The 15,666-nt window shown below is 37.4% G+C and carries 9 protein-coding genes and 1 pseudogene; 5 read left to right on the forward strand and 5 right to left on the reverse strand.

Features of this window, described 5'->3' with window-relative positions:
• Positions 1–269: 269 nt before the first annotated feature.
• Positions 270–2,069, forward strand: a complete 1,800-nt coding sequence (locus LI954_RS00705) for a class C sortase (protein WP_229443224.1) — start codon at positions 270–272, stop codon at positions 2,067–2,069.
• A gap of 51 nt (positions 2,070–2,120) precedes the next feature.
• Positions 2,121–2,318 (forward strand): hypothetical protein, encoded by a 198-nt coding sequence (locus LI954_RS00710; protein ID WP_202067893.1) that lies wholly within the window; start codon positions 2,121–2,123, stop codon positions 2,316–2,318.
• Between the two features lie 571 nt (positions 2,319–2,889).
• Here the strand turns inward: LI954_RS00710 and LI954_RS00715 are convergent.
• Together LI954_RS00715 and LI954_RS00720 are read right to left on the reverse strand one after the other, a co-directional pair.
• Positions 2,890–5,541 (reverse strand): calcium-translocating P-type ATPase, PMCA-type, encoded by a 2,652-nt coding sequence (locus LI954_RS00715; protein WP_229443225.1) that lies wholly within the window; start codon positions 5,539–5,541, stop codon positions 2,890–2,892.
• 809 nt (positions 5,542–6,350) lie between these two features.
• Positions 6,351–6,608, reverse strand: a pseudogene (locus LI954_RS00720) (TerD family protein); the annotation flags it as partial.
• A 764-nt stretch (positions 6,609–7,372) separates the two neighbouring features.
• Between LI954_RS00720 and LI954_RS00725 the strand changes: the two are divergent.
• Positions 7,373–8,809, forward strand: a complete 1,437-nt coding sequence (locus tag LI954_RS00725) for a glycoside hydrolase family 1 protein (RefSeq protein ID WP_229443226.1) — start codon at positions 7,373–7,375, stop codon at positions 8,807–8,809.
• Here the strand turns inward: LI954_RS00725 and LI954_RS00730 are convergent.
• The 3 genes from LI954_RS00730 to LI954_RS00740 all read right to left on the reverse strand — a co-directional run bounded on the left by LI954_RS00730 (position 8,790) and on the right by LI954_RS00740 (position 12,683).
• Positions 8,790–9,077: a hypothetical protein gene (locus tag LI954_RS00730; RefSeq protein ID WP_229443227.1), complete on the reverse strand. Its 288-nt coding sequence runs from the start codon at positions 9,075–9,077 to the stop codon at positions 8,790–8,792. The two genes, LI954_RS00725 and LI954_RS00730, sit on opposite strands and share 20 nt — an antisense overlap.
• Before the next feature lie 1,374 nt (positions 9,078–10,451).
• Complete coding sequence (locus tag LI954_RS00735) at positions 10,452–11,561, reverse strand: ABC transporter ATP-binding protein (protein WP_229442435.1); 1,110 nt, start codon at positions 11,559–11,561, stop codon at positions 10,452–10,454.
• Positions 11,562–11,825: 264 nt separating this feature from the next.
• Complete coding sequence (locus tag LI954_RS00740) at positions 11,826–12,683, reverse strand: helix-turn-helix domain-containing protein (protein WP_229443228.1); 858 nt, start codon at positions 12,681–12,683, stop codon at positions 11,826–11,828.
• 797 nt (positions 12,684–13,480) lie between these two features.
• On the opposite strand from LI954_RS00740, the gene ahpC reads away from it, so the two are divergent.
• A complete protein-coding gene (gene ahpC / locus LI954_RS00745; protein ID WP_202067880.1) occupies positions 13,481–14,044 on the forward strand; it encodes an alkyl hydroperoxide reductase subunit C in 564 nt (187 codons plus the stop codon).
• 11 nt (positions 14,045–14,055) lie between these two features.
• Positions 14,056–15,585, forward strand: a complete 1,530-nt coding sequence (gene ahpF / locus LI954_RS00750; RefSeq protein ID WP_229443229.1) for an alkyl hydroperoxide reductase subunit F — start codon at positions 14,056–14,058, stop codon at positions 15,583–15,585.
• The last annotated feature ends 81 nt before the right edge of the window (positions 15,586–15,666 follow it).

Here is a 15,666-nt window from a genome sequence, read left to right on the forward strand (position 1 = left end):
TCACCAGGATTGCTTTAGCAGAGTAGATGAAGCCCTGTTACCTACTCAGTGAAGGAACTGGAGCTGCTCGTATTTTCAGGATCGTTTGGCTTAATTCCGAAGGAGCTGCTCCTGCGGTTACTCATCGCAAAAAGAATTTTTGCTTTTGTCCCGCCATTTATTCAGGGTTAGATACGAAGAGAAGTTGGAACCTTATTTCTGTCCCACTCTCTTGATAACTAGCAAAATTTGGAACTGGAGCTAAATTTCTATATACAGGAGAAATGCTTATGAGCAAACCTAAGGAAAGAAAGAAAAAAATACGAACAAATACGAATAAGAAAGCTAGTAATTCTGAACGTAAAAATGTATCTATACTCAAAGCTTTTTCTATAATAATGATTTTATTTGGTGTAGGTGTTTTGTTATATCCAATTGCGGGCAACTTTCTAGCGAATCGTCAAAGAAGCGAGGTTAGAGCGAGGTATGATGAAGCGACAAAATTATTATCGGAAGATGAAATAAAGGAACAATGGGAAAGAGCGGAAGCATATAACGAATATATTTTTTCAAGTCAACAAGGTAAGCAGCTAAAAGAAATAGTTACATATGAATCAATAATTGACACAACAAAAGTTATGGGGACCTTGGATATTCCAAGTATTAATATAAAAGGAATGCCATTTTATCACGGAACTACGTATAAAACGTTAGATTTAGGTCTAGGTCATTATCAAGCATCTTCGATACCGATAGGAGGAAATAATACGCGTGCAGTTATTACTGGGCACAGCGGAGTTGAAAATCAAGTTCTGTTTACAGATATCAGGAACCTTGAAGAGGGAGATATATTTTTTATCAATATTTTAGATAAAAAACTTGCATATGAAATAACTTCTTTTGAGGAAGTGTTACCTTCAGATGTTGACAAAGTCAAAGTAGAAAAAGGTAAGGATCAAGTTACCTTGCTAACATGTACACCTCCAGGAATTAATACATATCGGCTTCTTGTTAATGGAGAGCGAATTCCTTATGAAGAGGCAGCAGCACGAGAGATAACAAAGCGAAATTTGTGGAGTTATCAAACGATTGTTCTTTTTTCTTTGGGAACGTGTTTAGTGTTATTTATTGTCTTATGGGTAATCTATCGTAGATTATTGAAACAGTCAAAAGCTGATGATACGAAGAAGGTAATACGTGCTAAAAGAAATATCCGTCTTTTTCTGTATACAATTAGAGGTCTGTTTATATGTTTATTATTAACAATGATTGGAATTCTTTGCGTAGCTCTCTATGGATATTTTCAAATGAACCGGGAAGTTTCAATAGAATCGATTAACATAGGGCAACAGGAAGAGCTAAGTGCATTTAATGAAGAAAAAATTATAAATGCAAATTATGAAGAAAGGCAGATTTCAAGTGTCAATATTGAAAATTATGCAGTAGCCAAAAATAACCTTCAAAGAAATATCAATGATTATGGGATTGGTAAATTATATATACCAGATGAAGAGATTTCTCTTCCTATTTTGGCGGGTCTATATAACGAAAATTTATTAAATGGAGTCGCGACATATAGGTATGAACAGAGGATGGGCGTAGGCAATTATGTATTACTTGCTCATAATATATACAATCAAGATGTGCTGTTGTACCGAATTGATAAATTACAGAAAGGAAGTCTAATTTATACAACTGACTTTCAGAATGTCTATGTGTACGAAGTGATAGAGAACAAAATAATTGAAGACAGTGAAGTAGAATATATTGAAAATCAGTCTATGGGAGAGCACTCAATTGTAACTCTAATTCGATGTGAAGGAAATGTTGGGACTCGGTTTCGTCGACTCGTTCAAGGAAGGCTTGTAAACACTCAAACATTTAACGAAGTTCCTACTCTTTTGAAGAAGATGAACTTAACGAGAGAAGCAAAAACAGTTGATGGAGTATTGTTAGAAGAGAATCCAGTATCTCCTTTCGAACAATTTAGTATAGAGATTGCAGCATCAATTTTGTCAGATCCAGTTCAAACTTTGATTCCATTAATTTTATTGTTGATCTTCCCAGTTATATTTTTATGTTTCATTTAGTACGCTTTTCAAGTTGTTTGCAAGGCTATCATAAAAAAGGGAGGTTTTTATATGCTGAATAGAACCATTTATAATACCTTAGGAAAACCTATTAAAAATGATTATTATAAGTTTAGAGATATTCCTTGGTATGTAGATTGTGATTGTGGTAAAAAAGCTGAACGAAAAGCAAATAAAGAAATGATTTGTTTTAGTTGTGGTACTAAATATAAATTACAACATAAGGAATTTGTACGTGTGAAAAAGTGATCGGCGATAGCTCAATTAGAAATTTAAGGCACGAAGTCGTCTCTTGACGCGAATACTACCAATGGTATCAAAGATGAAATACGAATACTATATAAAACGTGAGACTGAAGGTATAAAAAATTAATTTATGAAATTTTGTAGTATCATTGATTTTTATATGGATATTCCAGTACCAAGATAAATCACTTGATGATGTATTAATATATTTGAGTTTACCCAAAATTTTTAGGCTATCGAATGACTAAAAAGCAAGAAGAGTATTCAAAGGAAGAAAAGGGGAATAGCTCACTATTTTCACTTGAGATTTATGTACAGAAAGAGCTTCCGCATATGGTAAAATTAATAAATTCAAATTCTCTTAGGTGAGACATTTTGATTTATCTTTAAATTGGTTTTAGTTGATGTTAATTTAAAGGAATTCAAGGTGTCTTTTCTAGTGTAAATAAAAGATGCCGATGATAGCTCACTAACATTATTAATTGCAGCGCCTTTTTCAGTAAGCGCAAAATTAAAGCGCAGGTTTCTGCTGGCAAATAAACAGAAACCTGCGCTTATTTTTTCTATCTAATACTTATTTGTTAATTACTTTTGACACGACTTTTCGCAGCATATCAATTGGAATTGCCGCTATGGAAAGTCCTAGGACAATTGCCCATTCTGTAACACTCAGCGGAGTAGTTCTCAAAATTGCTCCGCCGACAAAGGTCATTAGAATCTGAACAACGATAATCAATATCATGATACGCAGGAACATTTTATTTCTGTTCAGGTTATCAAAGATGTTCAATTTCTCTGTTCTGACATTGAAACCATTAAACACAGCATACAGAATAAAGAATGAGAAGAATCCTGTGTAAAGTGCAATATTGCCTGTTCCGCTGGTGAAATACTGAGATAAGAAGGTTCCTTTCAACATCCAAAGACCAATCCCTGTAATTATTACACCTTCAAAAACAAAAGCAGCTAACATAGAGGGGGTCACAATATTTTCATCACGACGTTTTGGCTTCTCTCTCATATAACGCTTCAGGGTTGGTTCGGCACCGAATGCCAAAGCAGCCAGTGTATCCATTACCAGGTTAACCCATAGCATTTGGGTGATGGTCAGCGGATGATCAATACCGATAAATGGAGCAATGAAACTGATTAATAAAGCACCAACATTTAATGTCAGTTGGAACACAATGAACTTCTGAATGGAACGATAAATCGTACGACCAAACAAAATGGCTTGAGCGATAGATTTAAAGTTATCATCAAGAATAACAATGTCTCCGGCTTCTTTCGCAACTTCGGTTCCGCTGCCCATTGCGAAGCCGACGTCAGCACGTTTTAGGGCTGGACTGTCATTTACACCGTCACCAGTCATTCCGACTACTAAGCCGATTTCCTGTGACAGACGAACCAGACGAGATTTATCAGTTGGCAATGCACGGGCGATGACGCGAATATTTGGAAGAATAGATTTTACTTCTTCATCCGGCATTTCATTTAATTCCTGAGAAGTCAGAACAACCTCGTTATCTGCAGTCAAAATTTTAGCATCTTTGGCAATGGCGATTGCTGTTTCTTTACGGTCCCCAGTAATCATAACTACCTGTACGCCTGCTTGATGAACTTCTTCGATTGCTTCAATGGCTTCTGGACGTACGTCATCACGGATTGCCAGAATGCCGATTAACGTATAGTCATTTGGCAGACTTTCTTCTGTAATGATGTCTTCTGTAGTTGCTAAAAGCAGTACACGAATAGATCGTTCTGCCAATTCATTAATTTCTGTTTCCAGAACTGTTTGTTTTGTAAAAGGCTGTTTATGTCCATCTGTATCATAGTAAGCAGAACAGTTTGGCAGGATCATTTCAGGAGCTCCTTTGATCAAGGTTGTATTCCAGTCACCTGCTACTTGTGTTGCTGAAAACTTTCTGGCAGATGAAAAAGGGATTACTGAAACATGTTCCAAAGTTGCACGAACATTTTCATTTTTTTCTACAAATGCAAGAACGGCTTTCTCTGTTGGATTCCCTCCGATAATCAATACATTTCCGTTACTGTCTTCAGAAATTACTGCATTTGTGTTGTTGATAACAGCACTGCTGATAATTTTTTGCAGTTTCTCTGGAACATCAGCCAATGTATCAAAACTGTCATTCGCACCATTAATAAAGGAAACGACATCCAATTTTCCTTTTGTGATTGTTCCTGTTTTATCAGAAAACAGCATGTTCAAGCTTCCGCTTGTTTCGATCCCTTCCAGTTTACGAACCAGAATATTGTTGCGAAGCATTTTCTTCATATTTTGGGAAAGTACCATGGCAATCATCATTGGTAATCCTTCAGGAACAGCAACAACGATAATAATTACTGCAAGAATGAAAGCTTCAACGATATCATTTCCGAAAGCACCAAGATTTGAGAAGTATTCAGAAATTTGAGCTCCATCAAAACTGTTCTGTACTAGGATGCGGTTAATCATAAAGGCTGCAAAAATCAATATACCGCCAGTATAACCAACTTTAGAAATTGTATCAGCCAGACCGGCAAGCTTTAACTTCAATGGAGACTCACGCTCATCAATGGTAAGCTCAGAAGCCATTTGTCCGAAGAAGGATGCATCTCCAATTTTTGTCACCTTCATTACCGCTTCACCAGAAGTAATAACTGCACCGCGGAACAATGCATGTTCATCAAAGGTATCACCATCTTCATAGATCCCGCCTTTAGGAAGAGGGATTTTTTTAGCTTCATCAGATTCTCCGTTCAGAGAAGCCTGGTCTACTTTCAAATCACCATCAAGCAAGAGTCCGTCAGCAGGAATTTTATCTCCTGTCTGCAGAATAATTTCATCTCCCTGAACAATGTCATCAATTTTAATTTCAGCAACATGACCATCACGATAGACTTTTACAACAATTTTAGAAGCATCCTCCTGTAGTTTTTGGAAGGCACTTTCATTTGAGTATTCGCTCCATGTTCCAATCAATGTTGCTAGTAAAACAGCAATTGCAATTCCCAGAGCTTCATACCACTCGGCATAACCAAGAAAAGAAAAAATCAGATTTAGTACCAACGCAACGATCAGAATTTTAATAATTGGATCGTCAAAATTTCCTTTTAATTTGTCAAGAAATGATTCAGCCTGCTTTTCAGTCAAGGCATTTGTCCCATGCTCTTTGCGGGATTGTTCGACCTGTTCAGCCGTTAAACCAGTAAATGTTTTGTTCACGTGTTACTCTCCTTTTCATTGTGGAAACAATCTTTTTAAAAGATTGTAGTCATATTATGGTCCGATGTCCCCATTCCTAATCTGCTCCTGCCACTGAGAGAAAGCAGAAAGGACTGCGGCTCTCCTTTTCATTGTGGAAACAATCTTTCTAAAAGATTGTAGTCATATTATGGTCCGATGTCCCCATTCCTAATCTGCTCCTACCACTGAGAGAAAGCAGAAAGGACTGCGGCTCTCCTTTTCATTGTGGGACTGTGATATAAGTATGTCTGATACCCCTAAAGTCGAATGAACGGTGTTCCAGTCTTTGTATGATCTGAGCATTCGTAAGAAGTGTAGGAGCACATTCTTACTTGCCCTTCAGACATGTGACGAGCATTCGTAGGAGCGTAGGAACAAAGCACCTCCATGGAACGAAGTCCTTCAATTCTTAGCAGCTCTGCCATTTAGAAATTGATGAGATCGAAACGAAGTCCTTCAATTCTTAGTGGCTTTGCCATTTAGAAATTGATGAGATCGAAACGAAGTGTAGTGTAGTGTAGTTGAGAACCATAGACGCAGAAAAACGGATACAGCGTAATGTTTCGTCTCGAGAATCGTTGGACTCGTAGAGACAGCAGTTCTGGAAATAAGTCGAACTATACTGAAAATATGAGCAGCTCCAAGAAGGTATCCATTCACAGCTATTCATTTTATGACTGGTGTTCCTTGACAATTTCCGGATATTCCTTCTTAATTCTCTGAGATGATTGCTTTTGTCCCGCCTCCCAAGTCTTGAAGTTAATTATATAGCAACTGTTATTGCATGTCTAACCCATATCTAATCCATATACTTGAACTAATGCTGTAAGACCATCTTGATAACCGCTACCGATTGCAGTGAGTTTCCATTTGCGGTTATGACGATATAATTCTCCTGCAACAATTGCTGTTTCAATAGAAAAATCTTCACCTAAATCATAGCGAATCAACTTTTCATTAGAAGCAGCATCAATAATTCTTGTAAAAGCACTGGGTACCTGACCGAAATTTTGGGTACGTTCTTCAGCGTTATCAATAGTTAAAGAAGGCTTTCATTATACAGTATTCATTTTATTAAACTAGGGAGTAGGGGAAACAACGTGGGTTTCATTACGTAGGGTTCTGAAAAGGCTGTTGATCAATCCAGAAAAAGAATAATCTGCACCATATTCTTATGCTGGCTAAAAGAACTTCATGTTCCAGTAGAAGAATATACCAATATACCTTATTCCTGCTGTGGATTAATTCGCCAAAAAGTGGGAGAAAAAGAGTTGCCGACAGAAGCGATTTATCTAGCTCTGGGGGATCTGGTATGGACTACCGGATGCTGCTTCAAACTGGAGGGCATCTGTATGTTGGTAAGGAGTCAATGGGAATATCCAAACTTTTTCAAATAGAATATTCTTTTGATCGAATAGAAAGATTTCTTACTGACTGAGCTTTACATAAATAATCAGACTGATGGATTAGAATAAAAAATTCAGAATTTCAGAGTCTATTTTTGGAAACATAAATTATTGCAGATAAATCTTTTTTCTGCAAATAAGGTTACGAACTTAATCTGGCTGAATGCTCGTTGGAAACTGGCTGGTTTAAAATGTACAGCTCTAAAAATAAGTAAGAATAAACAGTTGATTGTAAGATCAAAAGAAGCTACAATCATAATGACTAGTCAATTTTTTGTAATGATTAGCTTATATCTGACAATAAGAGATAGTAAGCAGTAATTAATAATAGTTGAAACAGAGCAGATAGAATCCAGAGTAAGTGAAAATACGGATTGGTCAAAAACTAGATGGAGGTCTGAGAATTGGAACATAAACAACTTAAAAAATTTCCAAAAGATTTTCTGTGGGGTTCAGCTTCTGCAGCATATCAGGTAGAAGGCGCTTGGCAGGAAGATGGCAAAGGCGTATCAGTATGGGACGAATTTGTGCGCATTCCAGGGAAAACTTTTAAAGGAACAAATGGGGATGTAGCTGTTGACCATTATCATCGATATAAAGAAGATATAGCGTTAATGAAGGAACAGGGCTTAAAAGCCTATCGCTTTTCTGTTGCCTGGACTAGGATATTCCCTAGTGGACGTGGAGAAGTGAATCGTCCCGGGCTCCAATTCTATATTGACTTAGTAGATGAATTACTTGAGAACGGAATTGAGCCGATTTTAACATTGTATCATTGGGATCTTCCTCAAGCACTTCAAGATGAGTATCTAGGATGGGAATCACGCAAGATTATTGATGATTTTACAAACTATGCAGCGGTGCTTTTTGAAACTTTCAAAGGGAAAATAAAGCATTGGGTCAGCTTGAATGAACAGAATATTTTCGTAGCTCATGGTTATCTGCTGGCAAGCCATCCACCTGCAGTGCAGGACCCAAAAAGAATGTATCAGGTAAATCATTTCGCGAATCTTGCAAATGCTGCCGTTATCAAAAAATTTCACGATATGGATATGCCAGGTATGATTGGTCCAAGCTTTGCTTATAGTCCCAATTATTCCTTTAACAGCGATCCTAAAAATGTTTTGGCAGCGGAAGACTCAGAGGATTTGAATGCGCATCTTTGGTTGGATGTGTATGTCTTTGGTGAGTATCCAATTGCCGCTTTAAATTATTTGGAAGAGCAGGGACTTGCACCGGTTATTGAAGATGGGGACATCGAGCTGCTGAAAAGCGGGAAACCGGATTTTATCGGTATCAATTATTATCAAACAAATACAGCAGCATTCAATCCGCTGGATGGTGTTGGTATGGGGAAAATGAATACGACTGGTGAAAAAGGATCTTCAGAAGAATCAGGGCTTCCAGGTGTGTTTAAGCGTGTTGAGAATCCTTTTGTTGAACGAACAAATTGGGATTGGGAAATTGATCCTCAGGGCTTAAGAATTGCTTTAAGAAGGTTGACCAGCCGTTATCGTATGCCGATTCTAATTACAGAAAATGGATTAGGAGAATATGATAAACTGACAACGGAGAAAGAGATTCATGATGATTATCGTATTGATTATCTGAAACAGCATGTTCATGCTATTCAGGAAGCAATTACTGATGGTGTTACCGTTTTAGGCTATTGTACATGGTCATATACTGATCTCCTCAGCTGGTTGAATGGGTATCAAAAGCGGTATGGATTTGTTTATGTTGATCAAGATGAAACTCAAAAGGGTTCGTTAAATCGATATAAAAAAGATAGTTTCTACTGGTATAAAGAAGTAATTGTATCTAACGGAGAGAGCTTGTAGAACTCAACATTAGTATGTGGAATGGCAACAATTTTTTGACAGTTTCTATAAATAATTGAGGCACATCCGTTTGTTCTGTTACGGTTGCCATTGACAATGAGCCTTCTGGGGTATGTGTTTTCGTCTTGTCGCCTGAGCCTAGAAACGGCACAGACGATTCCCTCCGGATAACATACCCCAACTCATTGTCAATGGTTCGCTTCGCCAACAAACCACCGTAGATCGTGTTTTTTAACGCTCTATTTTCCACAGAAAAATTATCAAACAAAGTGTAGCCTATTCAATGTCTGATTTTTAAGATACCAAGCTCAACGTTACAAAAATTACTGAATTTACAGTATCCTTCAAGGAGAAATGGAAGGATGTTCAATTAAGCAAGGCTGTTTAAGACAGCAGCAAGATTAAAATCAAAAGAAGTGATCGTTCAGTTTGCTAAAGACCATGAACGATCATTTTTTGTCCATTTTTAAGTCTACGATCAGGACTAGTCTGAGAACTCTAGGAATGAGTTTTCTCGAAAAAAATAGATATGAGCTAGTTCCGTTTAAAGAGGGTCCCGGCCCCCTAAAACCGAATAAACGGTGTTTCAGTCTTTGTATGCCTTTGTGGTGATTAAGATTGAAGGTCTAAATGTTCATGAGATTGTCGTTTTGCATACTATCCCGCTAACGGTTCCTACAAAAGTGGGACTGGCAATTTTACTAGAAGTTTATATACTCGTAGAAAATCCCTGTCGCTATGAGTCTCACAATTCTCGATACAAATGCGTCTATTTAAAGACATGTGACGATTATTCGGAGAAGTGTAGAAGCAAGTTCTTGTATGCCCCTAAGACATGCGACGATTATTCGAAGAAGTGTAGAAGCAAGTTCTTACTTTCGATTCAATGCATTGATTTTATGAAATAAAGACAAGTTCATTCTCAGTACGTCTACCATTCCTACATCAGTAGAACTGATAATTCGGTTTTCTCTATTGTTTTCAGACATGCTCTAATTTCTTTAGCTATTTATCGAGCAGTCTGTCAGTTAGGTTTTTTTGTAACTAATGTCATTATTTATGTTCTTAAGTTAAAGTATAAAAAAGAAGACCTTCTGCCGAAGCAAGAAGGTCTAAGGGGACCAAATGATAAAATTTAATGGTTCGTTTGGCTACCTTAAGTATAGATGAAAACGCTGCAGGACAACAATGGTAGAGTGCACAAGAAGTCACTTGTTTTTTCGTCAAAGTGACAAATTAAACGAAAGGTATTCTCTTTGACTATTTAGAAATTTATTTCGCTGACTTAAAAAAATTGACTGCAAACTGTTAACCATTCAGATGCTGAAATGAAAGGTTTGAACAGACTTTTTTGCACAAATAGGTTGTTGTAAAGAGCTAAGGCTATGTCAAAGCTTCTTCATGCCGTTTCTTCCAGCATAGATAGAGTATGCTGTCGATAAATATTCCTTAAATGAAGCTAGCTCTCTCTTGGTCTGGCAGAACTGTATGTGCAGTGAAGCGTACAGAGGTGGAACACCGTTTATTCGGTTATAATTATTAAGGGCTGGGGGTACCTAAAATCCCCCCTATAAACTGATTTCAGTCATTTTATAGGGGGGGACGGGGACTTATATCGCAGTCCCTCTTCAAAATAATTTATTTAAGGCAACTTAATCACTTGTTCCGTTTCTTTATCAAAGAAATGTCCTTTATTAAGATTGAATGCCAATTTAATTGTTTCACCCGGCGTATGCAGTTCGCGTGCATCTACCTTTGAAATAAACTCATGTTTTCCTACTCTGGTATAAAGCATTGTTTCGGCACCCAGTAACTCTGAAACGACAATCTCAGAACGAATCACTGTTTCAGGTGCTGCTTCCAATGCTAAAGGCTCGCTGTGGATATCTTCAGGACGAATACCGAACACGACTTCTTTCCCTTCATAACCTTTTTGAACCAGCATCTTGTTTTGCCCTTCAGGTAATCTTAAATTAAAGTCATTTCCATCAGAAATCATACCGTTATTCAGCGTAACATTGAAGAAGTTCATTGCCGGTGAACCGATAAATCCAGCCACAAAAATATTATTTGGGGTATCATATACTTCTTTAGGAGAACCGATTTGCTGAACAAGACCGTCTTTCATAATAACGATTCTGTCAGCCATGGTCATCGCTTCTGTCTGATCATGGGTCACATAGATCGTTGTTGTTTCCAGACGACGGTGCAATTTAGCAATTTCTGCGCGCATGGCAACACGTAATTTTGCATCCAGGTTTGATAACGGCTCATCCATCAGAAAGACTTTTGCATCCCGAACGATCGCACGTCCCAGAGCAACCCGCTGACGCTGACCACCTGATAAAGCCGCTGGTTTACGCTGCAGATATTCCGTTAAACCCAAAATTTCAGCGGCATTTTCTACACGTTTTTTAATTTCTGTTTTGTCATATTTCCGCAATTTCAGTCCAAATGCCATATTGTCAAAAACGGTCATATGGGGATACAATGCATAGTTTTGGAATACCATTGCGATGTCACGATCTTTTGGCGCAACATCGTTCATAACTTTATCGCCAATAATCAGCTGACCTTCAGAGATGTCTTCCAAACCGGCAATCATCCGTAATGTTGTTGATTTACCACAGCCGGAAGGCCCAACAAAAACAATAAATTCACGATCTGCAATATCTAAGTTAAAGTCTGTCACTGAGTAATTTTCAGCGTTGTCATATTTTTTGTAAATGTTTTTTAAAGCAATTTCTACCATTCTTTTTTCCTCTTCTCTCTGTTTTGGATGAATTCAGTATATATGAAAGCGGTATCTGCCAACAAGGGTAGGTTGCCCAAGAAATTGGACAGATTTTCGTCAATTTGCCGAAACAGGGAAAAATACTTTTTCAGATTGGATTTTAAAGGATTGTTCATTAGTAAAACAGTGAGCAGCAGGTAGGGAAAAATTTATTATTTTGGCTGAGAAATATGAGGAACAAAAAAATCGTACAAGCAGATTATTCCTGTACGATCGTGTTATTCAGCTGTTTAGTAATAAAAAACAGAGAATTAAATCATCTGTATTTTTTAATTGCAGGCTGGTATTCTCCTGGAATTTTTCCAGCCGATACTGTAAAGTATTCCGGTGCATAAACAGTTCTTTGGCAGTTGAACTGATATTTCCCTGATTGCGCCATAATATATATATGATTTCCTTCATCTCTTCATCAATTACCCATTCTTCTTTCATTGATAGAATTAGGCTGCTTTTTGCCAGTGCATCCTTGGTAAAATAATGCAGTGCTACGTCAGAAATATCAAAGACCCTTTGCCTGTTCATCAAATGAGATTCTTCCCGAAAAATCGTTTGTTCCTCTTCAAAAAGAGCAGGGAATACAGAGGTACTGTCATGAAAGCCTCCGATAAATACAGAGCTGAGTGTCCCAAAATCATCATCTAGTGTCAGGAAAATCCCTTCGAGCTCTTCTTTCGTTAATGTATACTCTGCTTGTTTTTCAATGAGCAAAGCACTTTGAGGTGTTAAGAAAAGAGAATCTTCAGCATGCGAAAAAATCCCATTAATATGTTCTTTCCATGCATCAATCAGGAAATCATCAGGTAGCTGCAGCTGGATTTGAATCACACGAAAATGTCCTTCTTTTTCAATTCTCTTCTGCCGAAATAAAATTTGATACCAGAGACTGTTAGTTGATTTCCCAGAAGAGGGAACTTCTTTGGAAAGCAATGTCAGTAATAGCTGTTCTTTCTCTGACAGTTTCTTTTTTAAAAGCCAGAGATAGCCGCTATCGGTAGGAATTGATAAGTAAGCTGGATCAATTGCCGGATAATTATGCCGCTCAGCATCCGGGTAAATGGTTCGCAGATCTTTTGGTTCCAAATATCAAGCACCTCATTTAGTAAATATTTTTTGAATAGTCGAGTATCTAAAAAATCTGTAGAAAATGATTTATTTTAACAAAATAAGTCTATCATAGCCTGTTGGGAAATGTAAGATGTGATGATGTATTATAGCTAACCAAGAATCTATTGCTTTGAAGAAATTGAAGCGCTGATTAGCAATAGAGGGAAATAAATTTGTCATTCATTGTGAAGTTTAGAAACTGAATGTGCTCCTTTCCAACTTTAAGAGAAGTGCGGGAGATGCAGAATTTCTGTATGTAACGTATTTTTTTATTGACGACTATAAAAAATAAATTACATGATAAAATAAAAGAAATACATACTAAAATTCAGAAGAGGGAGATAATCGCATGATTACATCGGCGTATCCAAATAAGGTCAAGGTTATGGGACTGGATGGAGATATATTTAATGGACTGTGGAAGGTTGAAAATTACACTAAGTAAAATATAGTAAAATAGTCAAAGCTTGGTAAATGAGAGTTTTTAATATAAAAATATATGAGAAAAAGAGAATAAAAAAAGGTGTAATTGAGAATGGAGCTTTCTTGTTAATTATGATTAATATTTCACAAATTCTGTATTTAAAGGTTTTTGAATCTGTAAATTAGAATAATTATAAGTTTTTAACAATTATAATTACCTCTTGACTTTTTATGGCAGAACATTGATAATTTTAATTGTAATTTCATTTTTCAAAAATTGAATCATGAAGTTTCAGGTATTATTTACATTACGTATTCTCAATACAAATACTTTTATGGAGGAATTTTATATGTCATTAATTGGAAAAGAAGTTGAAGCATTTACTGCAAAAGCGTATCATCAGGGGGAATTTATCGATGTATCTTCTGAAGATTTAAAAGGTCAGTGGAGCATTTTCTGTTTTTATCCTGCTGACTTTTCTTTTGTCTGCCCTACCGAACTGGAAGATTTACAGGATCAGTACAAAGCATTGAAAGAACTGGGCGTAGAAGTTTATTCTGTTTCTACAGATACTCATTTTGTTCATAAAGGCTGGCATGACCAATCAGAAGCGATTGGTAAAATTGAATACATTATGATTGGTGACCCAAGTCAAAAGATTTCTCGTATTTTTGATGTATTGGATGAAGAGGAAGGGCTGTCACAACGTGGAACATTCCTTGTTGATCCTGATGGCGTGGTTCAAACAGTGGAAATCAATGCAGACGGCATCGGTCGCGATGCAAGTATTATGATCGATAAAGTTAAAGCTGCACAATACGTACGTAAAAATCCAGGTGAAGTTTGTCCTGCAAAATGGAAAGAGGGCGAAGAAACTCTGAAGCCTAGCCTTGATCTCGTAGGTAAAATTTAAGGAGGATTCAAATGGCGTTAGATACAGAAATTAAAGGTCAATTGGCTCAATATCTTGAGCTTTTAGAAAATAATATTGTGTTGAAAGCAAGCATCGGTTCTGATGAAAATTCTCAAAAAGTGCTGGAACTTGTTGAAGAAATTGTTTCAATGTCTCCAAAAATTTCCATGGAAAAAGTTCAGCTTGATAAAACCCCAAGCTTTGCTGTCGATCGTGCAGATGGAGGAAGCGGTGTTGCTTTTGCAGGACTTCCTTTAGGACATGAGTTTACTTCTCTGGTTCTTGCTTTACTGCAGGTCAGCGGACGTGCGCCTAAGGTTGATGAGAAAATAATCAAACAGATTCAAAGCATTGACAAGGAACTGCATTTTGAAACGTATGTGAGTTTGACTTGTCATAACTGTCCGGATGTTGTTCAGGCACTGAATATCATGAGTGTTGTGAATCCTAAAATTTCACATACAATGGTTGAAGGCGGTATGTTTAAAGAGGAAGTGGAAGCTAAAGGAATCATGGCTGTACCGACTGTCTTGTTAAATGGGGAAGAATTCTCAAGCGGACGTATGACGATTGAACAGATTCTTGAAAAAGCTGCCGGTCCAGCAGATGCTTCTGAATTTGAAGGGAAAGATCCTTATGATGTTTTGGTTATCGGAGGAGGACCTGCCGGAGCCAGCGCAGCTATTTACGCTGCCCGCAAAGGAATCCGTACCGGTCTTGTTGCTGAGACATTTGGCGGACAGGTTCTGGAAACACTGGGTATTGAAAATGTTATTGGAACAAAATATACAGAAGGTCCGAAGCTGATGGCTCAGGTAGAAGAGCATGTGAATGAATATCCTGTAGATGTGATGAAATCTCAGCGAACGGCTAAATTGGAGAAAAAAGATTTTGTTGAGGTAACCCTTGAAAACGGAGCGGTTCTGAAAAGTAAAACGGCTATTCTTGCAACAGGTGCCCGTTGGCGTAATGTTGGTGTTCCCGGTGAGCAGGAATTTAAGAACAAAGGTGTGGCTTACTGTCCGCACTGTGATGGTCCGTTATTTGAAGGAAAAGATATTGCTGTTATTGGTGGAGGAAACTCTGGAATCGAAGCGGCTATTGATTTGGCTGGAGTAGTAAAACATGTTACTGTTCTTGAATTTATGCCTGAATTGAAAGCAGATCAAGTGCTTCAGGATCGTTTATACTCATTACCAAACGTAACTGTCTTGAAAAATGTTCAGACGAAGGAAATCACGGGTACAGATAAAGTAAATGGTATTACGTATGCAGATCGTGAAACTAATGAAGAAGTTCATCTGGAGGTTCAAGGTGTCTTTGTGCTGATTGGTCTGGTTCCAAATACAGATTGGCTTGGAGATACACTAGAGCTTACAAGAATGGGTGAAATCGTTGTTGACAAACGCGGTGCAACAAGTTTGCCGGGGGTATTTGCAGCAGGTGATTGTACTGACAGCGCTTATAAACAAATTATTATTTCTATGGGATCAGGGGCAACGGCTGCTTTAGGAGCATTTGACTATATGATTCGCAACTAACATAGAAAAAAATAAATAACTGAATAATTAAGGAAGGTGTCTTTATCTGGAAAGTGATTTTCAGATAAAGATGCCTTCCTT

This window comes from Enterococcus sp. CWB-B31 (assembly GCF_020567645.1).
Taxonomy (GTDB): Bacteria; Bacillota; Bacilli; order Lactobacillales; family Enterococcaceae; genus Enterococcus_L.

What these genes read in the sequence shown, in the direction of transcription:
- ahpC (WP_202067880.1), top strand. Translation starts at nt 13,481, where the DNA reads ATGTCATTAATTGGAAAAGAAGTTGAAGCATTTACTGCAAAAGCGTAT.
- LI954_RS00735 (WP_229442435.1), bottom strand. Translation starts at nt 11,561, where the DNA reads ATGGTAGAAATTGCTTTAAAAAACATTTACAAAAAATATGACAACGCT.
- ahpF (WP_229443229.1), top strand. Translation starts at nt 14,056, where the DNA reads ATGGCGTTAGATACAGAAATTAAAGGTCAATTGGCTCAATATCTTGAG.
- LI954_RS00710 (WP_202067893.1), top strand. Translation starts at nt 2,121, where the DNA reads ATGCTGAATAGAACCATTTATAATACCTTAGGAAAACCTATTAAAAAT.
- LI954_RS00705 (WP_229443224.1), top strand. Translation starts at nt 270, where the DNA reads ATGAGCAAACCTAAGGAAAGAAAGAAAAAAATACGAACAAATACGAAT.